Here is a 23,842-nt window from a genome sequence, read left to right as displayed (position 1 = left end):
ATGGCTAGAATGAAATTTCTCTGTGACACCGAACGCTGCATTGAATGCAATGGCTGCGTTACGGCCTGCAACAATGAGCATGATGTGCCGTGGGGTATCAACCGGCGTCATGTGGTTACCCTGAAGGACGGGGAGCGCGGCGAAAAATCCATCTCCGTGGCCTGTATGCACTGCACGGACGCGCCCTGCGCTGCGGTCTGTCCAGTCGATTGTTTTTATACAACTCCGGACGGCATTGTGCTGCATGACAAGGATCTGTGCATCGGATGCGGCTATTGCTTCTATGCCTGTCCGTTCGGCGCGCCGCAGTTTCCGGAAGAGAATTCTTTCGCGGCCCGCGGCAAAATGGATAAATGCACTTTCTGCGCGGGAGGGCCGGGGAAGGACAATACGGTTGAAGAGTATAAAAAATACGGCCGCAACCGGATTGCCGAGGGCAAACTGCCGCTGTGCGCCGAGATGTGCGCCACCAAGGCCCTGCTGGCCGGGGACGGCAATGTCGTTTCCGAGATATATCTGGAACGCATTACCCGGCGCGGCAGCCGCCCCGAAGCATGGGGATGGGAAACCGCTTACAATTTTAAATCAGGCAGGGGGAAAAATCCATGAAGCTCAAATACACTATGATATTGGCGCTGATTGCTTTGATGGGATTTTCGGGATGTTCTCCGGAACCCCGCAGCGTCACCATGCATGAACCAGGTGTTTATAAGGGCGTTCAGGATCCGGTGCTGGTGCAAAACCAGCAGCAGGAATTGATCAATCGCTTGAAACTTGTGCAGACCGATCGCTGAAAAAGAGGAGGCTTTATGACAACAAAAAGCAGCAATCTGCCCGTCAGGCGCCTTGTGATCATGGCAGTGCTTCTGTCGCTTCTCGGCGGAGTGATGTCCTATCAGGTGGTTGGTTCGGATCCAAGCAACCCGCGGGCCAATGTCTGGAGAGCCGTCCGGGATGGCCTGCCGGCTTATACATCGACGCCGGCACAGGGTCACACCGTCCTGATTCAAAACAGTGGCGAGAACTGGCGTGAAATCCGCAACGGGCTTGTCGCCAGGTTTTCTCCCTGGATCATCGTGCTGGCGCTGGCGGGCATGGCCGTGTTTTACCGGACGGTGGGACCCGAAAAATTAACCAGACCCCGGTCCGGCGTGAAAATCGTCCGTTTCACGCTTCGGGAACGGATCGTGCACTGGTATACGGCGGCGCTGTTTATTGTCATGGCGGTTACGGGTTTGAGCCTTCTTCTGGGACGGTACCTTCTGATACCGGTGTTCGGCCACTGGCTCACGTCCGGATATCTCGAGGCGGCAAAAGTGCTGCACAATTATGGCGGACCGCTCTTGCTCATCGGATTCCTGCTGGAGTTTATCCTCTGGGTCCGCTTCAATATTCCCGAAAAGATCGATCTGGCGTGGTTTAAGACCATGGGAGGGATGATCGGCCACGGGACCCCGCCCCATATCGGCAGAGTCAACGCCGGGGAGAAGGGCTGGTTCTGGCTGATCTTCATTTTCGGCAGCGCCGTGGGAATCACCGGGGTTCTGCTTGATTTCCCCATCTGGAATCAGAGCCGTTTCACCATGCAGGTAGCTCACATCATTCATGCCTCAGTCGCCGTCATCTTCGTTACGGTTTCCTTCGGCCACATCTATATGGGCACGCTGGGCGTGGAAGGGGCTTTTGAAGCCATGTGGACGGGTTCAGTGGATGCCGTATGGGCCCAGCAGAACCATGATCTCTGGTACGAAGAAATGACCCGGGAGAATGCCGGAAAACCGGATTCGGAAACACCCTGACGGCCGCAAGCCGTCTTTGATCACCCGGGCGACACAAAACCTGCAAAACAATATTCGACAACGAGGAGATGCCGGTCATGAAAAAAATGATTATTTTTGTCATGTTTCTTGTCGCGTCTATGCTCATGATGGCGGGTGGCATCACCGTCGTCGCACAGAATAAATATGAACTGAAAGCGCCAAACGGAATATCTTTTTCCGAGATCAGGGGATATGAAACCTGGCAGGTCATCGCGCCGAGCTACAGGACGGACAACCATGAAGTCAGGATCATCCTCGGCAATCCGGTCATGATCAACGCTTATCAGGAAGGCATCCCCGGCAACGGCAAACTTTTTCCCGACGGATCCACCATCGTAAAAATAGGCTGGTCGGACAGGAAAAATCCCGATTTTCCCGCTGCTCTGGAGCCTGACGTTCTCAAAAGAGTTGAGTTCATTATCAAGGATTCCCAAAGATTCCGTGATTCCGATGGCTGGGGATATGCGCGGTTTGTGTATGATGCCAAAACCTCAACCTTTGCACCGTTTGGCAAAGATGCCTCTTTCGTTCAGGACTGCCATCAATGCCATACGGCTGTGAAACAGAAAGATTTTATCTTTACCGGTTATCCCCGCCGGTAATCTTACTCCGTGAAGGAGGTGCGCGATTACCTGTTGTAAAAAAACAGGCGGATGACGGCTTTGAGGTATGGTTCAGCTACGGGTATGCACTGATTTTCCCATCCACGCCGCTTGCGGAGATATTTGGGTTTTGTGCCGTGGCCTTTGTCTTTTTCTGATGATCGCGGGGGCATTATCGTCCTTGTTCTTTCAACGGCGGAACCGGCAAAAAAATATTCCATCCAGATATAAATTGTCAGAAAACGCACGTTCCGGGTACCCGATGAAGAAGATATTAACCATTGAGTGCAGCCCCCTGAATTTGTTAGTATTATCTTATATGGTAGGCATTACCTACTGTTTCCCTCACACTTAATCAGTATTGTTTTTGTCCCCAGCTCACATTAGTCTGCCGGAAGAGAAAAATATCAAAGAAAAGATGACGACCATGACAATCGTTGTCCCGCTTCAACGTGTAAAAATTGGAAGCGGCAAAAGTTAAATTATGAAGGAGATATGAAATATGAATCATCAACTGATGGCCGGAGAAGTGATCGGATTGGACAACGTGTTACCGGACAATACATATGGTGCAGTCAATACGATTTGGGACCAATCGGCAAAAATATATGCCTCTGTGATTGATAATGCCGGTTTACTGCCCGATGACAGGGAAAAAACCAAAGGGGTTTCAACGTATAAAAAAAATCACGCGGCCTCCCGTTTTAACAATAAAGCGAAAGCCCGATTGAAAAAGTTTACGCTTGCCCGCCTGCAGGAAGAGCATGCGCTGTGGCTGAAATAACGCAGCCGGTTATGAAAGGCCGGCGATGCTGATTTTTTATACTGACACAATGATTGGTCGAAACGATCCGTAAGAAAGCAATATGCTTATGGTGGAAACACCGTACGATATCATCAGGGAGGGAAATTATGAGCATGGCTGAATCTTTTAATCGATCGGGGTTTGCGCGATTCATCAATAGTACGGCCGGCCGCGTTTTACGCCTGATTGCCGGCGCCGGATTGCTCGCAGCCGGTTACCTGTTCAGAGATCATCCGCTGGGAATCATCGCCATGGTCTTCAGTCTTTTGCCGCTGAGTGCCGGAGCATTCGACCTTTGCTATGTCAGTGCCATCCTGGGCGGCCCATTGTCCGGGGCAAAGATCCGGGCGTCGCAGCAAAAGTAGTCCCGCGCGGCAGCCGGATTAGTCTTGCGGAGACAATGGTTGCAGCGGACCCTTTTCACTGAATGATGCCCGGCTGAGGCGGGAAACGATATCGCGGGCCCGCCGGTTCTGAATCAGGATCAGGTCCTTCCTTGACTGCTTTCTAAGTCGGAGAGAATAACTATGAAAAAACTTTTAACCTGTCTGGTAATATTAAGTTTTGTTTTGGGTTGCCAGAACGGCAATACCCAATCAGCGGAGGGGAAAAAAATGACGCCAACTCAGGAGACAAAAAGTGAGAAAATAGCCACGCTGGCCGGCGGGTGCTTCTGGTGCGTGGAAGCAGACCTGGAGAAGCTGCCGGGCGTGATCAAGGTTGTTTCCGGTTATACGGGCGGTCAAGGGGCCGGTCCGACCTATGAAACCTATTCGAGAATGGGCTACATTGAAGCCGTTCAGGTTTATTACGATCCCGGCCGGTTATCGTTTGAACAGATTTTGAACTATTTCCTGAAGCATATGGATCCGACGGATGCGGGCGGACAATTTGCGGATCGCGGTCCGGCTTATCGCAGCGCCATTTTTTATGCAAACGCTGAAGAAAAAAAGACCGCTGAAAATGTTCTGGCCGCTCTGGGAAAGTCCGGAAAATTCAACAGACCCATTGTTACGGAAATCCTGAAACTGGACACATTTTATCCGGCGGAGGAATACCACCAGGATTATTACAAAAAAAACCCGCTCCGTTACAAATATTACCGCAGCGGCTCGGGTCGTAACGTCTTTCTTGCGAAAATCTGGGGAAACGACTCGACCACGGAACCCGTCTCAGGCAGCAGTTACAAAAAGCCCGATGACGCCACGTTAAAAAAGAAACTCACTAAAATGCAGTATGAAGTCACTCAGAAAAACGGCACCGAGCCACCTTTTCAAAATGAGTACGATAAGAACAAGCGGGAAGGCATCTATGTGGATATCGTATCCGGAGAACCCCTTTTCAGCTCACTGGACAAATATGATTCCGGCACCGGGTGGCCCAGTTTCACCAAACCCCTGGAGCCGTCCGCCGTTGTGGAAAAAGAAGATCGCAGCCTTTTTACCACACGGACGGAAGTGCGCAGCAAACACGGTGATTCTCATTTGGGGCATGTCTTCCCCGACGGACCTAAGCCTACCGGCCTGCGTTATTGCATGAATTCGGCGGCCCTTCGTTTTATTCCCAAAGAAGATCTGGAAAAAGAAGGTTACGGCCGGTATCTGAAATTATTTACACCGGTTCAATAAACTGTTTTGCAGATGCCGGAACGTTCTGCGAAGCACAGCGCGCCGCTGAGCTTTTTCTGCCCGCCTGATCGGGTTATTTGAGACGGGTGATTTCGGAAGCTTAGCCGGGAATTGCACAGGCGCGATCAGCCGCATGAGCCATGAAATTCGGCGGCGAAACAGGAAAAAATTATATGGGGAAATTTGATTTTGATCTGATGGTGATCGGAGGCGGCGGAGGCGGCATCACCGCTGCCAGGATGGCGGCAGGTCTTGGCAAACGAACCGCCATGGTGGATAAAAAAAAAATCGGTGGTGAATGTACCTGGTCCGGCTGCATTCCCAGTAAGTCGCTGCTGGGTTCGGCCAAAGCGGCGCAAATGATCAGCAGGGCCGAGCAGTTTGGCCTGACCCTTGAGGGGTCTGTCCGTGTCGGCAATGGCCGGGTTATGGAGAGCGTGCGGGCCATTGTACAGGACATTTACGATACGGAGAGGCCCGGGCATTTTCAAAAGATGGGCATTACCGTCATCGAAGATGCGAAGGTGTCCTTCGTCAATGAAACGGTTCTTTCCGTAAACGGAAAGAATCTGTCCGCCGGGAAATTCATTATTGCCACCGGTTCCGGCCCGCTGGTCCCGCCCATACCGGGTCTTGAACAGCTGAACTATTTTACCAACGAAACAATCTTCTCCATGGAAAAAATCCCTGCCTCCCTGATTATCCTGGGTGGAGGCCCCATCGGCGCCGAATTGTCCACTGCCTTTACCCGGTTGGGTGTAAAAGTGTCTCTGGTGGAAATGGCGCAGACCATCCTGATCCGTGAAGACCGCGAGCTGGTGGATATCCTTACTGAGAAGTTGACAGGTGAGGGCGTCTCGATCCTGACCGGCGCGAAAGCCGTCTCGGTTAAGGGATCGGAACACGGCATAACCTTGTTTTATGAAAGAAGCGGCGCCCCGGGCAGGATAACGGCGGAGAGTCTCCTGGTGGCCGTCGGCCGGAGGCCCCATACGGATGGCCTCAACCTGGAAGCGGCAGGCGTTGCTTATGATACAAAAGGCATCCGGGTGGATGAATATCTCCGGACAACCGCAAAAAATATTTATGCCGCAGGCGATGTTGTGGGTCCGTATCAGTTCAGTCATGTAGCCAACTATCAGGCTATTACGGCAACGGCCAATGCGCTCCTGCCCATCCACAGGAAAGTAAACTATGACCACATTCCCTGGTGCACTCTGACTGACCCGGAGCTTGCCCGCAGCGGGGCGACCGAACAGGAGGCAAAAGAACGACATGGATCGGGTGTCCGTGTCTACCGGGTTCCGTATTCGGGTATTGACCGGGCCGTTACCGATCGCGTAAAATCAGGTCTGGCGAAAATTATCTGCGATAAAAAAGGAGCCATTCTGGGTATTCATATTCTGGGGGAGAGGGCGACGGAAGTCATGCACGAGTTGCACGCGGCCAAGTCACTGGGGATACCCCTTTTTAAACTCGACCGTGTCATCCATGCCTATCCGGCTTATAACGACATTGTGAAGCAAGCCGCCCGCAGCGCCTATATCGACAGAATACAGGCAAATCCGTTTGTCCGGTTGATAAAATTATTCAGGAGATCAAAATGAAACCGGCTTATCCCAAAATTCTCATCGCACTGGGATTTGCGGCTATCCTGGTCCTGATTCGCGTTTTCGGATGGGATCAACTTTTAAGCATGGAGGTTTTCCGGCAGCATCGGGATCAGCTCCTTACGTTTACCGGGGAGCACTATCTTTTTACCGTGGCAATTTTTATGCTGATCTATATTGCCGCAGTGGCTTTGTCGATTCCCGGCGCAACCGTTCTGACGCTCACCGCCGGTTTTCTTTTCGGTTTCTACGGCTTGATTTATGTGAACATTGCCGCTTCCCTGGGCGCTGTGATGGCTTTTCTGGCGGCGCGGTATCTGCTCGGTGACTGGATTCAAACGCGTTACAAAGAAAAACTTGCGTCATTCAACAGCGAGATTGCCGAAAATGGCCGCCATTACCTGCTGACAGCGCGATTGGTTCCGGTCTTTCCCTTCTTTCTCATCAATGTTCTTGCCGGGTTGACCCGCGTGCCGCTCGCAACTTTCACCTGGACCACGATGGCCGGCATCCTCCCCGGTTCTTTTGTTTATATTTACGCCGGCCGCCAGCTGGGAATCATCGATAAACCCGGCGATATTCTTTCCTGGCCGGTCATGACGGCCTTTGTTCTTCTGGGCATTCTGGTCATCAGCCCGGTGCTGGCGAGGAAACTGATGAAAAGCAAAAGCGGAAAACCTGCGGAACTTTCCGCCAAGAATTGAAAGGAGATCACCATGAAAGTGCTGTTCTGGTTATTGCCGGCGTTGTTCCTCACGAGCGGATCGTGTTTTGCGCAAAGCGGCTCCCCGTTCAGCGGTTCTGGCGGCGGCCCTCTTAAAGTATGCCCGAAAAGTCCCAATTGTGTTTCGTCGCAGGCCGGTGATTCCGGACATGCTGTTGCTCCGCTAGTCTATACCGGCAGCCGCGCCGAAGCCTGCGCGAAACTGAAAAAAGTGCTGACTGAGATGACGCGGATGAAGATTGTCGAAGAGAAAGATGATTATCTTCACGCGGAGGCCAGATCATTGATCTTCCGGTTCGTAGATGACGTCGAGTTTTATTTGCCTGCTCCGGAAAAGGTGATTCATGTGCGCAGCGCCTCCCGGGTCGGCTATTCCGATATGGGAGTCAACCGCAAACGTGTTGAAGAAATACGCAGGAGATTCGTAAAATAACCGGGGCGGACCCACTCATGGACGTGAGCATTATCTTATATCAAGAGAGAAGTGAACGATGGATAATCTGAAGCGCATGTTCGATCCGGCGACGATTGCTGTCATCGGTGCCAGTGAAAAAGAAGGATCTCTGGGGAGGGTCCTCATCGACAACCTCCAGGCCTGCAAGGAGCGAAAGATCTTCACGGTCAATCCCAACCAGAAGACGGTGTGTCATTTCCATTGCTATGACAGCATCGGGGACATCCCCGAACATATCGATCTTGCTATTGTAGCCTCCCCCGCCACCACCGTGCCGGGGATTGTCGATGCCTGTGGGCGGGCCGGCGTGGACGGGTTGATCATCATTACAGATGGGTTCCGGGAGGCAGGCATCGAAGGCCGCCTTCTCGAGGAAGAGATCATCCGCATTAAAAAAAATTACCCGCTGAGAATTCTCGGACCATCCTGCCTGGGTGTGATCCGGCCCCATGCGGGCCTTTGCGCATCCGGCCTCAGCTCCGTCCCCGAAATGGGCAATATCGCGCTTCTGACCCAGAGCAGCGCCTTTGAGAAAACCCTTTTTGACTGGGGGATGCATGCCCATGTCAGCTTCAGCATGCTGGCTTCCCTGGGGTCGGGCATCGACATCGACTTCGGCGATCTCATCGATTATCTCGGCAACGATTCGCACACGCGGAGTATCATGATCTATATGGAAGACCGGATCGGCGATATTAAAAAATTTGCCAGCGCCGCCCGTGGATTTTCCCGTTACAAGCCCATCGTCCTTTTGAAACCGCCCCCTGTGCCGAACGGCTTCCCAGAAAAGCAATCCCACACGGATATGCTGGCCGGACCGGAGGATGTCTTTGACGCTCTCCTCCGGCGGTTGGGCGTCGTCCGGGTCCGGGAAGCGCAGGATCTCTATAATACGGCTGATGTCCTCTATTCACGGAATCTCCCCCGTGGACCCAGGCTGGCCATTATTACCAACACAACCGGCGCAGGCCTGATGGCGGCCAACCGGCTCCGGCGTTCGGGAGGCGCGCTCGCTCAATTGTCGGATGAAACGGTCGCATCGCTGAACGGGCTGCTGCCGGCTTCCTGGAATCGGGGAAATCCCGTGGATATTCAAAGGACAGCCGATGCCAGGCGTTATGAGAATACCCTGCAAATCTGCCTCGGCGATCCGGGTATTGACGGCATCCTGGTTCTGTTTGCCAGAATGGATGCAGTCGATGATGAGGAGCTGGCAGGCACGCTGACCTCTTTTGTCAAAAACGCCTCCAAACCGGTTATCGCCAGCTGGCTGGGACGTGAGGAGGTTAACCGCGGCCGGGATATTCTGCTGAAAAGCGGCGTCCCCGTCTACGATACACCGGAAGCGGCCGTGCGGACCTATCTGTATATGTATGATTATGAACGAAACCTCCGCGATCTGAACGAAACACCGTCCGAATTGTCGGTGGACGAAGCGCCGTCCAAAAATCATCTTAAATCGCTGGTCCGCCGCGTTTCCCGGGAAAACGGTTTTATTCTGACGGATGAAGACTCCCGAAAATTCCTGACCAATTACGGTATTCCCCTGATTCAAACCTTTACGGCCCTGAATGCGGAGGAAGCCGCAGGTTATGCCCATACAATCGGATATCCTGTCGTACTCAAAATATCCTCCCCGGATATCATCTTCCGTCAGGATGTGGGAGGCGTCGTCCGCGGCATCACAACGCCTTCCGAATTAAGGAGGGAATACGACCGGCTGATCGAACGCGTCAGAGAACGCCAGCCCGGGGCGGCCATTCATGGTGTTACGGTTCAAAAGATGGTCGAGGTCATCGATTATGAATTGATTCTGGGGGCAAAAAAAGATCCGGACTATGGTGCGGTGATCCTCTTCGGCATGGGGGGGATCGGGGTGGAGATCTTCCGGGACTTTGCCGTAGGACTTCCCCCCCTGAACCAGGCTCTGGCCAGAAGACTCATGGAGGATACCAGGGTCTATAAGATGCTGCAGGGCTACCGGGGGAAAAAGCCGGCAGATCTGCGGCAGTTGGAACAAATCATCGTGAGCCTCTCCAATCTGATTGTCGATTTTCCGGAGATTCTCATGATGGATATGAATCCCCTGGCCATCAGCGACGGAAAGGCTGTAGCCCTTGACGCCCGGATCATTCTTGACCGGCCCGACGGCCTGAAGGAAACGCCTTATCCGCATCTGGTCATTACCCCTTACCCGGCGCGTTATATCACGCGGTGGCATCTCCGGGGCGGCACGGAGGCCATCCTCCGCCCCATCAAGCCCGAAGACGAACCCCTGGAACATGAGATGTTCACCTCCCTTTCCCCGGCCACGCTGCGGGAGCGGTTTTACCAGACCATCAAGACCATTACTCATGAAATGCACGCCCGTTTTTGTAATATCGACTATGACCGCGAAATGGCCATTGTGGCTGAAATAAACGAGAAGGGGAAACGGCGGATCATCGGCATCGGAAGCTTTGTGATCGAGCCGGACAGCAGAAAATGCGAGTTTTCCGTTCTCGTCCATGATGATTATCAGGGACAGGGTCTTGCCGCCAAATTGGTGGATGTCATCATCGGCATCGCCGATGAAAAGGGTCTGGAGGAATTCTATGGCTACATCGAGCCTTCGAACCGCAAGATGGTCAACCTGACAGCAAAACTGGGCATGGCCCAGAATAAAACGTCTTATGATCTGTTGAAAATGACTTTGCACTTGAAGTAAGCTTCTTTTCAGGGCATCCCGGCAGCGCGGAGTCCTTCAGAGGGAAGGCCTCGGGACGGACAGGCTGACAGACCGGGAAGTCTGCAAAGGATGTCATGAGTTTTTTAAAATGCCTGACCTGAGAAGTTGGGTTCCTGGATGGAATAATGGTGACAGTCAATAGGTTAATCCGATAAAAAACGTACGGGGAGGTGAGCGATATGAAATTACAGAAAGCGATAGACAAAATTTTAATGATCAGTTCGTTTGTGTTCCTGTCTTTGACCGGCGCCGGCGGGACGGCTGCCGGAATGGCATGGATGGATGACGCGGCCATCAGCGGGTATGATGCTGTTTCCTATTTTACGGCCGGCAAACCGGTGAAAGGCAGTGCGTCATTTACGTATAAATGGCATGGCCTTACCTGGCATTTTTCGACGAAAGAAAATCTGGATTTATTTACGGCCGGTCCGGAAAAATACGCGCCGCAGTATGACGGCTATTGCGCCTGGGCCATGTCGCAGGGTCGTCAAGCCCGCACGGACCCTGATGTATGGCAGATGGTTGACGGGAAACTTTATCTGAATTGCAGCCGGTCCGCGCATGAAAAATGGAGCAGGGATATTCCCGGCCATATCAGGAAGGCGGATGTAAACTGGGTGAAGTTCTCCGGCGGAAAATGACGGTGAAACGTTGATGGAACAGCAGGTGGAGACGGGTGTGTCTGTGGCTAAAAAGAGCGCGGGGCTGCTTCTTTACCGGAACGTGGACGGCAGGCTCGAGGTGCTGCTGGTTCATCCCGGCGGGCCGTTATGGACCGGAAAAGATGAAGGGATCTGGTCGATTCCCAAAGGGGAATTCCAGCCTCCCGAAGAGCCGCTCACTGCGGCCAGACGTGAATTTGAAGAAGAAACGGGTATGACGCCCGGCGGCAATTTCATTGCCCTGGACCCTGTTCGTCAGCCCAGCGGTAAAATCGTTTTTGCCTGGGCCGTCGCGGGGGATTTTGATCCCGCCCGGTTGAAGAGTAATACATTTTCGCTGGAGTGGCCTGCAAACTCCGGGCTGCTGCAGGAGTTTCCAGAAGTCGATCAGGCAGCCTGGCTTCCGGTGGACATCGCGCTTAGCAAGATACTGCCAGGTCAGGCTCCGTTACTGCTTCAGCTTCAGAAAAAGCTTGATCGTTCCCGCTGAGGTCAAGGAGAGATCATGAAAATGGCACATCAAAACAAAATTGTAATCGGGATCGCGCTTGCGATTATTTTGTGCCAGGTGATGCTTTGTTCGGCCGACGCGTTTGACCCCCGCCGGATCAAACTTCCGCCCGGCTTTGAGATCAGTGTGTACGCCTCTTCCGTGCCGGGCGCAAGGTCCATGGCGCTCTCTCCCGAGGGCATGGTTTTTGTCGGGTCGCGCAGTGAGGGCAAAGTTTACGCGATTGTCGACCGGAACGCCGATCACCTTGCGGATGATGTTATCGTCATTGCGAAAGGGCTCAATTCCCCCAACGGCGTGGCTTTCCGCGGCACTTCGCTGTATGTCGCGGAGATCAACCGTATTCTGCGCTTCGATAACATTGAAAACCGTTTAAAGAATCCTCCCTTGCCGGTTGTGATCTATGAAGGATTTCCGAAGGACCGTCATCACGGCTGGAAGTTTATCGCGTTTGGCCCGGACGGCCTGCTCTATGTCCCGGTCGGCGCTCCCTGCAACGTCTGCCTCAGTCCCGATAAAATATTCGCGACTATTACGCGGATGAGGCCGGATGGCTCTCTACCTGAAATATTTTCCCATGGTGTGCGCAACACGGTCGGTTTTGACTGGCATCCCGGGACCGGGGAACTGTGGTTTACGGATAACGGCAGGGACTGGATGGGCAGTGATTTGCCGCCGGATGAACTCAACCGTGCTCCGCAAAAAGGCCTGCATTTTGGATTTCCTTTTTGTCACGGCGCATCAATCACCGATCCTGAATATGGCGGCGGAAAGGCCTGCCGGGAATTTGTGCCGCCCGCCATCGAACTGGGGCCTCATGTCGCAGCGCTGGGCATGCGTTTTTACACGGGCAGGATGTTTCCCAAACCATACCATCATCGCATTTTTATCGCCGAGCACGGCTCCTGGAACAGACTCACGCCCATTGGATACCGCATAACAACCGTTGCGCTGGAAGGAAACAAGGCTAAGCGATATGAAGTGTTTGCTGAAGGCTGGCTTTCGGGCCGTTCCGTAAGCGGCCGCCCCGTGGATGTCCTGGTCATGCCCGACGGCGCACTTCTGGTCTCGGATGACAAAGCGGACAGGATCTACCGAATTGCCTATCCATAACATACGGGACCGGATCATCCCCTGCCGGTGTGAATAAAAAGATCAGGTAGGTTATCCCTGCTATTATACTTCCATTTAATCCTCATTGCCTGTTACCGGGCGCAGGACTAAATATAATATACATACTTTCGTGGATGTTAGAATCCGGACCGTTTCGGCCGGGAGATCGTCCGGCCGGGTCAATAATGGAGCAGAACATTCGCCGTATCACCTGGTGTGTGATGATGCCTTATCCTGAGTATTCATACCGCAATCGAAAGGATGCGGGGCGTTATCTCGCTTTGCGTCTGATATCCTTTCGGGAAAGCGACGTGGTTGTGTTTGCCGTCCTGCGCGGGGGCGTTCCCGTCGCAGTTGAAGTTGCCAGGGAACTCGACTGTGATCTGGATATCATCGCGCCGCGAAAAATACCGATTCCTCATCATACGGAGGCCGGCTATGGCGCCGTCACGGAAGACGGCATCATTGTCCTCAATGAACCGCTGGTGCGCGAACTGCATTTGACGGAGGCACAGATCAGACACCATGCCCAAATAGTGAGTGCTGAAATTGCGAGACGCAAAAAAATATTCCAGGCGGTTCTGGAGCCTTCGTCAGTAACAGGGAAAAAAGCCATTATTGTGGATGATGGAATAGCTTCAGGCTATACGATGGTGGCCGCGGTCAGGTCCCTTGGCCGGCGCGGAGCACAAGCGGTTGTGGCGGCGGCGCCGGTTGCTTCGGGGAACGGTTGGGAAATTGTCAGCAGAGAGGCTGACCAGGTTGTGTGTCCGGTTGTCTCGTCCACATATCCTTTCGCTGTGGCGGGCTTCTATGAGGAATGGCATGATCTGACTGACGATGAAGTGATGCAGGATCTGGAAAAATTTAAAAAGAATCGCAGGGGAAAACGTCATGATTAAAGAAGCCCTTTTCTGGAATAAAATGGATCATCAAAAGGTTCATTGTTACCTGTGCGTCCATGAATGCGAAATATCAGAATCGAAGTATGGCATTTGCGGCGCGAGGCAAAACAGAAAGGGAATTCTCTATACCGTTATTTACGGGAATAGGATCGCCGCCCCTGCCGGTCCCGTCGAAAGAAACCACGGTTCCATTTCCTCCCCGGATTGCGGTCGTCCGGAATCGCGGCGATCGGTTGTAATTTCGAGCGCGGTTTCCGTCAGAACCGGCAGATTTTTCATGTTTCGTCCCAGGGCGGCTATGCCCGCTCCAAAACGGGAGATTCCGCCCGACAAAATAATGGAGGATCCCGGGGCTGCCTGCGCAGGGGGCTGACCCATGAGACGATCCGATCCCTTATCCATTGTTCAATCCCTGATGCTCGCATTTGCCGACAGAACGGGGTTGTCCGCGCCGGACAAACCGCCGCGGCGCTATCTCTGGACGGATGCTTTTGCCGTTTGCAATTTTCTTGAACTTTATCGGCGGACGGAGGAGGACCGGTTCCGCAAACTGGCGCTGGATCTCATTTTGCAGGTTCACGAAACCCTGGGACGCCACCGGCCGGACGATACCCGCCGGGGCTGGATCAGTGGTTTGGATGAAGCACAGGGACGGGCTCATCCGACGGCGGGCGGCTTGCGAATCGGAAAAAATCTTCCCGAGAAGCGATTGGAGGACCCCGACGACGACCGCCTCGAGTGGGACCGGGACGGCCAATATTTTCATTACCTGACAAAATGGATGCATGCCCTTCACCGGACCGGCTGCGTAACGGGCGACTCGAAATTCAATCGTTTCGCCCGGGAGCTGGCGCGCACTGCGCACGCCCGGTTCACGGACGCGCCGATGTCCGGCGGTCCGCCGCGGATGTATTGGAAAATGAGCATTGATCTGACCCGTCCCCTCGTGGTGTCGATGGGGCATCATGATCCTCTGGACGGTCTGATTACTTATTACGAGCTTTGTTCCGGCCCGCGGGGAGCAGAATCAGGTCCGGACCTCGGAGCTGAAATTAATGAAATGTCCATATTGTGCCGCGGCCGCGATTGGACAACGGATGATCCTCTGGGGCTGGGTGGCCTGCTCGACGCAGCCTTTCGTGTCGGACAAATGAAGATTAAAGGTGTGACCTTTATGCCGGATTTCCTGGAAAACATCCTGTCTTCGGCTTTGAAAGGAATGACGGCCTTCTTTCAGGGAAATACGCTCGCTGTGTCCGCACGCTACCGCCTGCCGTTTCGTGAGTTTGGTCTTTCCATCGGTTTGCAGGCGGCAGCAGGACTGCAAAGACGGATGGCGGATTTTCCCGCATTATTCGGCGGCGCGGCCGGTGGGCTGATTGAAAAGATTCTCCATTACGGGCCGGCGGTGCAGGCTATTGAAAAATTCTGGCTTTCGCCCTCGCATCAGAGCGCCGGGACTTGGACGGATCATTGCGACATCAACGACGTCATGCTGGCTGCATCGCTGGCTCCGGAAGAGTTTTTAAAGGTATGAATGAATCAGCGGGCGGGGGATGGAAACAGACGGACAGGGAAGGTTTTAGCATCAGTTTACAGGGGGGCGGATGAAACAAATAATTCTACGGGGACATTCAACATATGACGGCGCGGGCGTTAAGCTGAGGCGTATTTTCGCGCATGACCACACCAAACTTACCGACCCGTTCCTGCTTCTTGATCATTTCGGTTCAGACAATCCCGACGATTATATCAAGGGTTTTCCCTGGCACCCTCACCGCGGAATTGAGACAGTGACCTATATGCTCGGGGGAACAGTCGAACATGGCGACAATATCGGCAACGCAGGCACGATCGGGCCGGGGGACATTCAATGGATGACCGCGGGCGGCGGCGTCATTCATCAGGAAATGCCGCAGCCTTCCCGGGGAATGATGCACGGGCTGCAGTTGTGGGTAAACCTGCCGGCAAAAAGTAAAATGATGAAGCCGCGCTACCGGGGCATCCTTGACCGCGACGTACCGGTCGTCAGGATACCGGGCGGAGAAGTGCGGGTCATCGCCGGCGCTTACCAGAACATTACCGGGCCCGTGCAGGAACTGGTGATAGATGTCGAGTACCTGGATGTCCGGTTAAAAAAGGGAGCCGGCCTGTCCCATACTGTCAAAAAAGGATATACCGGTTTTTGCTATCTGATCGAAGGGACCGGCGAGTTTGATAAAACGAAGCTGGAAAAAGCTCAGCTGATTCTCTTTACGGAAAGCGGAATCATTGAGGTACAGGCGATTGAAGATGTCCATTACCTGTTTGTCACCGGCCGGCGGATCAACGAACCGATCGCCTGGGGCGGCCCGATCGTGATGAATACTCCGGAAGAACTGGAAACTGCTTTCAGAGAGCTTGAAGCAGGCACGTTTATCAGGAAGCAATAGAAAGCAGCCGGCAGGAAAGTTTATTCAGTCAAGCGGCAAAAAAATTATCCATTGATGTGTGCAAAGCGGGGCATTGGACGTCGGTTTCCCCGCGCAGGGGGCGGGACGGTTCCGTATCCCTGTAGTCCAAACGGGAGAAACCGGGAAATCCCGCCGGTATGGTAGGCATTGCCTGCTATTTTGCTTACAATTAATCAGTATTGTTCTCTGCAACCCTTTATTATTGAATTCAAACAGAAAGATATCGCTGAAAGAAGGATAACGATAAAAAGAACCGTTATCATGATTCAAATGAAAAGACTATCAAAGGACAGGAGAACAAAAATATGAAAGTTCTGATTGCCTATTACTCGATGTATGGCCACATCTACAAAATGGCTTTAGCCGTGGCCGAAGGGGTAAAAAAAGTCAAAGGCGCGGAGGTCAAAATATGCCGTGTGCCCGAAACATTACCGGAAGATGTTTTAAAGAAAATGGGGGCTTTGAATTTTCAAAAGGAAACGGCTCATATTGATATCTGTACTGTAGATGATCTGGTTTCGGCCGATGCCGTTATTTTCGGCACACCGACGCGTTTCGGCAACATGTGCGGCCAGATGCGGCAGTTTCTCGATGCCACCGGAGGGATCTGGGCGAAGGGGCTTCTCGTGGGGAAGGTGGGAAGTGTCTTTGTCAGCTCGGCAACGCAGCACGGCGGTCAGGAATCAACCATTCTCAGTTTTCATCACACACTGCTTCATCAGGGAATGGTCATTGTCGGCCTGCCTTATGCTTTTGAAGGGCAAATGCGCATTGATGAAATCACCGGTTCTTCTCCGTATGGCGCGTCCACGATAGCCGGCGGCAAGGGTGAAAGAATGCCCAGTGAAAATGAACTGAATGCGGCAAGATACCAGGGAAAGCATGTCGCCCAGATAGCCGCAAAACTGTCCCGCAAAGATTAAAACGTACGGCGCATACACAATGACAGGAAGGGAGTGAAAGAATGGATTTCAGACGCATTCTCGCCGTGAGCTGGCTGACCAGGTATTGTGATAATACCTTGAAAGCCGGAATTTCACTGTCCCAAAAGTATCAAACTGAACTTTCCATATTGCACGTCATGGACACGACCTGGCTGAAAGGCTGGAACCTGCCGATGGTCGCAATTGAAGAGGAGCTCAAAAGGGACATGCAAATGCGAAAATCAGAGTTGCATAAAATAATCCATGCGGAAAAAAAGAAGGGGTTGGACATTAAGGAAATCGTTAAAGAAGGCATTCCGTCGCAGGTTATTCTTCAAACGATAAAAGAAGAACATGTTGATCTGCTGGTCCTCCGCAGCCACGAAGAAAGCCGCATAGAGCATTTTCTGGTCGGGGGAAGCAATGATGAAATCATCAGAGCCATGCCCTGCTCAATTTTTTTAGTCAGGCCGGAAGCCTGTGGGGTGGAATCATAAACAGACAATGCGGATATCCAGTGAATGCGGATTGTCTCTTGCCGGAAGCAGCATTGAGGTCTTTTCATTATTTTTTGTCATAGGATCATCCTATCACTAACCTATGGAACAACCATTATTGTAAATCATCAATTAACCGATAGGATGAACCTAAATATCAACATTCAGGAAGGAGGCAGTAAAATGGATAATCAACAAATGGCAAAAGAGATGTTTGCGCTGAATAAATCGATGCTGGATAACACCTTTAACATGATCAGCTCTGTCCAGGATCAATCGGCAAGAATGGTCACCACCGCGATGGAGAAAACCAACTGGATGCCCGAAGAAGGGAAAAAATTTGTCAATGACTGGGTTTCGGCTTACCAGAAAAGGCGCAATGACTTTAAAATGATCGCCGATGAAAAATACAAATATTTTACATCTTATTTTGTTAACCAGGAAAGCACCGGGGCGGCCGGAATGAAGATGTAGCCGGGATTTTAAATGCACCACCTGTATATGATGAGGGAATTTCAGTCATATTTAATGAACATGAAGTGCGGTTTCTTTGCCGAAAGGATCGGAAGAACTGAGACCCGGGATTTCATCTGAAAGACGAGTCTGAGAGTCCGGATCACCACCGCAGAAGTTCTCTTACGAATATGAAAATGATTTTATATCCGCTGAGGCCAATATTTATTACGGTGCTTTGTGCCCTGTTTTTGATCGGCTGTGCGGTCGGTCCTGATTTTCAGGTTCCGGACGCCCCGTCCGTCGACCGGTATACATCTTCTCCGATGCCCGCGGAAACCGTTGCCGCGGATGCAGCCGGAGGAGCCCGGCAAATATTTATCGCCGGGCAGGACATTCCCCGCCAGTGGTGGACTTTATTTCAATCAGAAACTCTGGATCAGTTAATCCGCCTGTCTCTTCAGGAAAGCCCGAGCGTGGCTCTTGCGCAGGCAAGGTTGCGTGAAGCCCGCGAAAACCGCGCCGCCCGGCTGGGAGCGTTTTTTCCAAGTATTGACGCAAGCGCATCCGCCGGCCGCCAGAAACTGTCGGGAGCTTCACTGGGCCAACCGGACGCGTCCATCGATCCCTTCAGCTTGTTTAACGCGACCATCGGCGTTTCCTACACGCTGGATATCTTCGGCGGGTTAAGAAGGCAAATGGAAGCTCTGGATGCCCAGGTGGAATTCCAGGAATATCAATTGGAGGGGGCTTATCTCATGCTGACTTCCAATATCGTAACCTCCGCGTTGCTTGAGGCCTCGCTTCGCAAACAGCTGCGGGCCACGGAAGAAATTGTTAATTTTCAGAAAGAGCAGCTGCAGCTTGTCGAAAAACGCTATGAAGCCGGGGCTGTCTCCCTCCCTGACGTCCTGACTCAGCAGACTCAACTGGCGCAAAGTCAGGCTGCGCTGCCTTTACTTGAAAAAAATCTGTCGATGGTCCGCCATCAACTGACTGTTCTCGTCGGAAAAGCACCTGCGGAAATACAACTTCCGGAATTTGACTTCGATGCGATGTCTCTGCCGCAGGAACTGCCTGTCAGCATGCCTTCCGCATTAGTGCGTCAGCGCCCGGATATCAAAGCGGCCGAAACGGTGTTGCACAAAGCCAGTGCGGAAATCGGCGTTGCCACAGCCAATCTATATCCCCGAATTACACTGACCGGTTCGTATGGATTTGCATCCAACAATATAGGCGATTTACTGGACAGCCGTTCCATTCTCTGGAATTTTGGGGCGGGGCTTCTGCAGCCCCTTTTTCAAGGCGGAGCGCTCACAGCAAGAAAGCGTGCGGCCATCGCCGTATACGATCAAGCCCTGGCGCAATACCGCCTGACGGTTCTGCAATCCTTTCAAAACGTGGCCGATGTCCTGCGCACGCTGGAGACCGATGCGAAAGCCCTGCAGGCCCGGGCGACGGCTGAACGGGCGGCATGGACATCCCTTGCGCTGGCCCGGAGGCAGTATGAACTGGGCGCGGTAAATTATCTTTTTCTGCTCAACGCCCAGCGTGAGTATCAGGGTGCTGCGATCAGCCTGATTCAGGCGCAGGCAGCCCGTTATGCCGATACGGCGGCGCTCTTTGCGGCGCTGGGCGGCGGCTGGTGGGACAGCAATGAAAAGCATGTGGAAACCTCGGAATCTATTGAGGAGAAGCGCCAATGATTTCTGAACAACGAAAAAGAATGGTCAGGGGTATGGTGATCATGCTGCTGGCGGCGGGGATTATCTTCGGCGGTATTTTCGGATACAAGGCTCTTCAGACGCAGATGGCCGGGAAATCAATGGCCGGCCGGAAGATGCCTCCGGTAACGGTGACGGCGGCAAAAGCCGAATTAAAAGTCTGGCAGCCGCAGCTCAGGGTGGTCGGCAGCCTGCGCGCCGTTCGCGGCGTGGATGTGACCTGCGAGATATCGGGTCTGGTGCGCCGGATTCATTTTCAACCGGGACAAAATATCCGGGCAGGCGAGCTTCTGGTTGAGCTTAATGCCGATTCGGATGTGGCGCAGATGCATTCCCTGGCAGCGGCGGCGGAGCTTGCTAAAATCGTTTATGATCGCGACGTCAGGCAGTATGCCGCTTCGGCTGTCAGCCGGGCCGTCCTGGATGCCGATGAGGCCGATCTCAAGAGTAAGCGGGCGTTGCTTGCGCAGCAGCAGGCGCTTGTTGCGAAAAAGTCTATCCGGGCGCCGTTTGATGGACGGCTGGGAATCAGCATGGTTAATCTCGGGCAATACCTCAACGCCGGTGATAAAATTGTTACCCTGCAGTCTCTGGACGCCCTCTATGGCAATTTCTATCTGCCCCAGCAGGAACTGGGGCGTATAAAAAAAGGCCAGAGCATTATTGCAGTGAGTGACGCGTATCCGGGACGGACGTTTCAGGGAATCATTACAACCATTAATCCGAAGGTCGATCCGGAAACACGCAATATCCAGGTGGAATCCGTCATTCGCAATGCCCGGGGCGAACTTCTGCCGGGCATGTCTGTTTCCATCGAAATTCAGACGGGTGTTGTCAATAAGTATCTGACGCTTCCTCAGACCGCCGTTTCCTTTAACCCCTATGGAGAAATGGTTTTCATTGTTGAAAAAGGCGCGCAGGATCAGGCCAGACGCGAGGCATGGACCGTGAAGCAATCCATCGTCACAACGGGGCCGGTCCGCGGAGATCAGGTGGCCATACTAAGCGGCGTCAAAGAGGGTGATACGGTTGTGACAAGCGGTCATTTCAAACTGAAATCGGGGAGCTCCGTGGTCATTGATAACAAGTTTCAACCCAAAAATGATGCAGCGCCAGTGACTGTCGATGAATGAGCGAAAGGATTATCCATGCATTTCACGGATATATTTGTCCGGCGGCCGGTTTTATCCATTGTAATCAGCCTGCTGATCTTAACACTGGGACTGCGTTCAATCGGCCTGTTAAAGGTCCGGGAGTTTCCCTACACTCAAAATGCGGTGGTGACGGTGACAACCGTGTATACCGGCTCAGATCCGTCGGTTGTTGCGGGCTTTATTACCACCCCCCTGGAAAATTCGATTGCCCAGGCCAACGGGATTGACTACCTCACCTCGACCAGCACGCAAAGCGTCAGTTCCATTCAGGCCAATTTGCGCCTCAATTACGATCCCAATTCCGCGCTGACGGAAATCAATACGAAGGTAAATGCCGTCCTCAACCAGTTGCCGAAAGATGCGCAACATCCTGTTATCACCGTTGCCATCGGCGAAACCATCGCCTCCATGTATATCGGCTTCTACAGCAAAGTCATGCCTGCCAATAAAATAACCGATTATCTGATTCGGGTGGTGCAGCCGAAATTGCAGGCGGTGGAGGGCGTTCAGACGGCCGAGGTTCTGGGTGCCAGGCGCTTCGCCATGCGCATCTGGCTCGATCCGCAGAAGATGGCGGCCTATGGCATAACCGCGACGGATGTAAGCAATGCTTTGGCCGACAATGATTTTATCTCCGCCATCGGCCGCACACAGGGACAGATGATTACCGTCAATCTGGTGGCCGATACCACGCTTCATTCGGTGGAGGAATTTAAGGCGCTGATCGTTAAATCCCGCAAATACGCCATCATCCGCCTCGGTGATATCGGCAAAATTACACTGGGGTCGGAAGACTATGATACATCGGTTGCCTTTGACGGCGACAAGGCAACGTTTATCGGCATTAAAGTAGCGCCGGGCGCCAATCTGCTGACTGTTATTGACAAGGTGCGCAAGGCTTTTCCTCCCATCGAGGAGCAGTTTCCCTCCGAACTCAAAGGCCGCATCGTCTACGACGCCACCAAATACATCAACAGCTCCATCGAAGAAGTGATCATCACGATCCTCCAGGCGCTGTTGATTGTCACGATCGTGATTTATCTGTTTCTGGCGTCGGTTCGTTCCGTCATCATCCCGACGATTGCCATCCCGCTGTCTCTGGTCGGGGCGTTTTTTATCATGCTGCTTCTCGGGTATTCGATTAATCTGCTGACCCTTCTGGCCTTGGTGCTCGCCATTGGGCTGGTCGTCGATGATGCCATCATTGTCGTCGAAAATGCTCACCGGCATATCGAAATGGGCTTGTCGCCGGTGCAGGCGGCCATCGATGGAGCGAGAGAACTGGCCGGGCCGATCATTGCCATCACCGTGGTGCTGATTGCCGTATATGTCCCGATTGGTTTTATGGGCGGCCTTACCGGAGCGCTCTTTACCGAATTTGCTTACTCACTGGCCGCCGCCGTGGCCGTATCGGCTGTCATCGCCTTAACCTTGTCTCCCATGATGTGCTCCAGGTTTTTGAAGGGGGGAAGCGATGCCGCCCAAAACCGTTTTGAAAAATTTGTCAACGGCCAGTTTGAATTTTTGCGCCGCATCTACAAAAAAATGCTTGCCACGGCTCTGGACTACCTGCCGGTGACGATTGTCTTCGCCGTCCTGATCATTTTCAGTAATTATTTTTTATTTATCAGCTCCAATAGTGAACTGGCTCCGCAGGAAGATCAGGGCATTATCATTTCTTTCATTACGGCTGCGCCGAATGCGACGCTTGCGCAGACGCAACTCAATACCCGGCAGGTATTTGATATCATCAAAGGATACCCCGAAACGGATCATGTGTTTCAATTTGACGGCGTTAATGGATTGAATACGGCCGTGGCCGGAATGGTGACGAAACCATGGGATAAGCGCAAACGCACCACCATGCAGTTAAACCCGCAGGTTCAGATGCAGCTGGGCGGCATCGCCGGCGCCCAGGCCGTCTCCTTTTTAAGACCGCCGTTGCCGGGCACCAGCGGATTGCCGGTGCAATTTATCATTGGCACAACGGAATCCTTCGAAAATCTCAATGAGATATCGCAAAACATGCTGGCCTCTGCTTACCGGAGCGGCCTGTTTGCTTATGTGGACACGGATCTGAAAATTGACAAGCCGCAGACCATTTTAAACATCAACCGGGATAAAGCGGCCCAGATGGGACTGACCATGCGCGACGTCGGCTCCGCGTTGGGCTCGATGCTGGGCGGCGGCTATGTCAATTATTTTGATCTGCAGGGCCGGTCGTACAAAGTGATTCCCCAAGTCCAGCAGAATTTCAGACTTAACACAAGTCAATTGCGGGATTACTATTTCAAAACGTCAAGCGGTGCATCCATTCCTTTTTCAACGATTGTCGATCTGAAGACCAGTGTTGTGCCGGAATCGCTCAATCATTTTCAACAACTGAATTCGGCGACGATTTCAGCGGTGCCCGCCCCCGGAGTCACCCTGGGTGATGCCCTGGCTGCGCTCAGAAATATTGCCGTGGATCTGCTGCCGCAGGGATACAGCATTGACTATGCCGGCCAGTCCAGGCAGTACATGAATGAATCGAGCACGCTTCTGGTGACATTTATTTTTGCCCTGTTCATCATTTATCTGGCTCTCGCGGCGCTCTTTGAAAGTTTTCGCGATCCGCTGATCGTGATGATCAGCGTGCCCATGTCCATTTGCGGCGCCATGATCTTCATCAGTCTGGGCGTGGGCGGCGCCAGCCTCAATATTTATACCGAGGTCGGCCTTGTGACGCTGATCGGATTGATCAGCAAACATGGCATTCTGATTGTTCAGTTTGCCAATGATCTGCAAAAAGAAGGCGAAAATAAGCGCGATGCCATCGAGATGGCAGCCTGCATCAGGCTTCGCCCGATTTTGATGACGACGGCCGCCATGGTTGTCGGGGTGGTGCCGCTGGTTACGGCATCGGGCGCCGGCGCCGAGGGCCGTTTTAATATGGGCCTGGTGATTATGACCGGCATTGCCATCGGCACATTGTTCACCATTTTTGTCGTACCCGGCATGTATCTGCTGCTGGCTGCGGAACACTCAAAAGACGTTGATGAAGAAAAAGGAAGTTAGAAAGCAGGGATAGAAAATG

The 23,842-nt window shown here is 52.9% G+C and carries 25 protein-coding genes; 24 read left to right on the top strand and 1 reads right to left on the bottom strand.

The window, feature by feature from the left end:
* The 4 genes from CVU71_16555 (at position 1) to CVU71_16540 (ending at position 2,422) form a co-directional block, all read left to right on the top strand.
* On the top strand, positions 1–609 hold the full coding sequence (locus CVU71_16555; protein ID PKN17384.1) for a formate dehydrogenase: 609 nt from the start codon (positions 1–3) through the stop codon (positions 607–609).
* On the top strand, positions 606–794 hold the full coding sequence (locus CVU71_16550) for a hypothetical protein (GenBank protein ID PKN17383.1): 189 nt from the start codon (positions 606–608) through the stop codon (positions 792–794). Before CVU71_16555 ends, CVU71_16550 begins: the two co-directional genes overlap by 4 nt.
* Positions 795–809: 15 nt before the next feature.
* Positions 810–1,799, top strand: a complete 990-nt coding sequence (locus tag CVU71_16545; protein PKN17382.1) for a formate dehydrogenase subunit gamma — start codon at positions 810–812, stop codon at positions 1,797–1,799.
* A 119-nt stretch (positions 1,800–1,918) separates the two neighbouring features.
* Entirely contained in the window at positions 1,919–2,422 is a 504-nt protein-coding gene (locus tag CVU71_16540) for a cytochrome p460 (protein ID PKN17429.1), read from the top strand.
* Between the two features lie 26 nt (positions 2,423–2,448).
* Here CVU71_16540 and CVU71_16535 read toward each other — a convergent pair whose 3' ends face one another.
* Entirely contained in the window at positions 2,449–2,670 is a 222-nt protein-coding gene (locus CVU71_16535) for a hypothetical protein (GenBank protein PKN17381.1), read from the bottom strand.
* 254 nt (positions 2,671–2,924) lie between these two features.
* Between CVU71_16535 and CVU71_16530 the strand changes: the two genes are divergently transcribed.
* The 20 genes from CVU71_16530 to CVU71_16435 all read left to right on the top strand — a co-directional run bounded on the left by CVU71_16530 (position 2,925) and on the right by CVU71_16435 (position 23,823).
* The gene (locus CVU71_16530; protein PKN17380.1) at positions 2,925–3,206 is read left to right on the top strand and encodes a hypothetical protein; all 282 of its coding nucleotides are present in this window, start codon (positions 2,925–2,927) and stop codon (positions 3,204–3,206) included.
* Between the two features lie 128 nt (positions 3,207–3,334).
* Positions 3,335–3,592 carry a hypothetical protein gene (locus CVU71_16525; GenBank protein ID PKN17379.1) on the top strand — a complete coding sequence of 86 codons (258 nt, stop codon included), beginning with the start codon at positions 3,335–3,337 and terminating at the stop codon, positions 3,590–3,592.
* A 162-nt stretch (positions 3,593–3,754) separates the two neighbouring features.
* On the top strand, positions 3,755–4,855 hold the full coding sequence (locus CVU71_16520; GenBank protein PKN17378.1) for a methionine sulfoxide reductase: 1,101 nt from the start codon (positions 3,755–3,757) through the stop codon (positions 4,853–4,855).
* A gap of 140 nt (positions 4,856–4,995) precedes the next feature.
* Entirely contained in the window at positions 4,996–6,462 is a 1,467-nt protein-coding gene (locus tag CVU71_16515; protein PKN17377.1) for a mercuric reductase, read from the top strand.
* Positions 6,459–7,169 (top strand): TVP38/TMEM64 family protein, encoded by a 711-nt coding sequence (locus CVU71_16510; protein ID PKN17376.1) that lies wholly within the window; start codon positions 6,459–6,461, stop codon positions 7,167–7,169. Before CVU71_16515 ends, CVU71_16510 begins: the two co-directional genes overlap by 4 nt.
* Before the next feature lie 12 nt (positions 7,170–7,181).
* The gene (locus CVU71_16505; GenBank protein PKN17375.1) at positions 7,182–7,622 is read left to right on the top strand and encodes a DUF1499 domain-containing protein; all 441 of its coding nucleotides are present in this window, start codon (positions 7,182–7,184) and stop codon (positions 7,620–7,622) included.
* A gap of 58 nt (positions 7,623–7,680) precedes the next feature.
* Entirely contained in the window at positions 7,681–10,350 is a 2,670-nt protein-coding gene (locus tag CVU71_16500; protein ID PKN17374.1) for an acetyl-CoA synthetase, read from the top strand.
* Between the two features lie 200 nt (positions 10,351–10,550).
* Positions 10,551–11,012 carry a YHS domain protein gene (locus CVU71_16495; protein PKN17373.1) on the top strand — a complete coding sequence of 154 codons (462 nt, stop codon included), beginning with the start codon at positions 10,551–10,553 and terminating at the stop codon, positions 11,010–11,012.
* 43 nt (positions 11,013–11,055) lie between these two features.
* The gene (locus tag CVU71_16490; protein ID PKN17428.1) at positions 11,056–11,523 is read left to right on the top strand and encodes an NUDIX hydrolase; all 468 of its coding nucleotides are present in this window, start codon (positions 11,056–11,058) and stop codon (positions 11,521–11,523) included.
* A gap of 15 nt (positions 11,524–11,538) precedes the next feature.
* Complete coding sequence (locus tag CVU71_16485; protein PKN17372.1) at positions 11,539–12,657, top strand: sorbosone dehydrogenase; 1,119 nt, start codon at positions 11,539–11,541, stop codon at positions 12,655–12,657.
* A 134-nt stretch (positions 12,658–12,791) separates the two neighbouring features.
* The gene (locus CVU71_16480; GenBank protein PKN17371.1) at positions 12,792–13,559 is read left to right on the top strand and encodes a phosphoribosyltransferase; all 768 of its coding nucleotides are present in this window, start codon (positions 12,792–12,794) and stop codon (positions 13,557–13,559) included.
* Complete coding sequence (locus CVU71_16475; GenBank protein ID PKN17370.1) at positions 13,552–13,935, top strand: hypothetical protein; 384 nt, start codon at positions 13,552–13,554, stop codon at positions 13,933–13,935. The genes CVU71_16480 and CVU71_16475 overlap by 8 nt, the downstream gene beginning before the upstream one ends.
* 3 nt (positions 13,936–13,938) lie before the next feature.
* Positions 13,939–15,099 (top strand): hypothetical protein, encoded by a 1,161-nt coding sequence (locus CVU71_16470; protein ID PKN17369.1) that lies wholly within the window; start codon positions 13,939–13,941, stop codon positions 15,097–15,099.
* A 70-nt stretch (positions 15,100–15,169) separates the two neighbouring features.
* On the top strand, positions 15,170–15,994 hold the full coding sequence (locus tag CVU71_16465; GenBank protein PKN17368.1) for a hypothetical protein: 825 nt from the start codon (positions 15,170–15,172) through the stop codon (positions 15,992–15,994).
* A gap of 326 nt (positions 15,995–16,320) precedes the next feature.
* Entirely contained in the window at positions 16,321–16,938 is a 618-nt protein-coding gene (locus CVU71_16460) for an NAD(P)H:quinone oxidoreductase (protein ID PKN17367.1), read from the top strand.
* A 41-nt stretch (positions 16,939–16,979) separates the two neighbouring features.
* Positions 16,980–17,435: a universal stress protein gene (locus CVU71_16455; protein PKN17366.1), complete on the top strand. Its 456-nt coding sequence runs from the start codon at positions 16,980–16,982 to the stop codon at positions 17,433–17,435.
* Between the two features lie 183 nt (positions 17,436–17,618).
* Positions 17,619–17,909: a hypothetical protein gene (locus CVU71_16450; GenBank protein ID PKN17365.1), complete on the top strand. Its 291-nt coding sequence runs from the start codon at positions 17,619–17,621 to the stop codon at positions 17,907–17,909.
* Positions 17,910–18,079: 170 nt separating this feature from the next.
* Positions 18,080–19,594, top strand: a complete 1,515-nt coding sequence (locus tag CVU71_16445) for an RND transporter (GenBank protein PKN17364.1) — start codon at positions 18,080–18,082, stop codon at positions 19,592–19,594.
* A gap of 20 nt (positions 19,595–19,614) precedes the next feature.
* Positions 19,615–20,745 (top strand): efflux transporter periplasmic adaptor subunit, encoded by a 1,131-nt coding sequence (locus CVU71_16440; protein ID PKN17427.1) that lies wholly within the window; start codon positions 19,615–19,617, stop codon positions 20,743–20,745.
* A gap of 15 nt (positions 20,746–20,760) precedes the next feature.
* Positions 20,761–23,823, top strand: coding sequence for a multidrug efflux protein (locus CVU71_16435; protein PKN17363.1), 3,063 nt, complete (start codon positions 20,761–20,763; stop codon positions 23,821–23,823).
* Positions 23,824–23,842 lie beyond the last annotated feature (19 nt).

Source organism: Deltaproteobacteria bacterium HGW-Deltaproteobacteria-6 (assembly GCA_002840435.1).
Classification (GTDB): Bacteria; Desulfobacterota; Syntrophia; order Syntrophales; family Smithellaceae; genus UBA8904.
The sequence above is the reverse complement of the archived record's forward strand: the minus strand, read 5'-3'. Positions and strand labels throughout refer to the sequence as shown.